Source organism: Bifidobacterium pullorum subsp. saeculare, from assembly GCF_016899725.1.
Classification (GTDB): Bacteria; Actinomycetota; Actinomycetes; order Actinomycetales; family Bifidobacteriaceae; genus Bifidobacterium; species Bifidobacterium pullorum_C.
Map to the genome: position 1 here is coordinate 1 of NZ_JACLYU010000184.1, position 463 is coordinate 463.

Here is a 463-nt window from a genome sequence, read left to right on the forward strand (position 1 = left end):
AACGCACAGTGAGTAGCCACTGAATAGAAGGTCTTACAATGGCCAGCAAACCGGCACACTTTTGACAATGCTCCAGCAAGCTCGTCAATGAGCTCAGCATCAGATAACTTTGCAAAGTAATCAACCGGGTCACGGTCGAAGTAGAACTTATTGCCTGACAGCGTTTGAATATACGACATAATATACATCTCCAACATGGTATTAAAATTTGGGTTCACAACATTTCCGAGACACGATTCCTCCAAAGAGTGAATCCCTCGTGATGCCATTACTGTTTTGTATGTAACTACTTATACCGCCTTTTTGTAAAAACTTGAAAGTAGCTAAAGAGAAAGCCACGGGTTAGGTGGCTTGGGAGTTAGGCTCTACGAAACATCATTGGGTACCGCTCTTTTATAGACTCTATGGCCTTCAATCCACATGCTCTAGTGTCATCACCTCGGTCAATGATATCTACTAGTCG

General features: G+C 43.0%; 1 pseudogene. It reads right to left on the reverse strand.

Features of this window, described 5'->3' with window-relative positions:
• Window positions 1–197, reverse strand: a pseudogene (locus H7U32_RS10075) (hypothetical protein); the annotation flags it as partial.
• Between the last annotated feature and the right edge of the window lie 266 nt (window positions 198–463).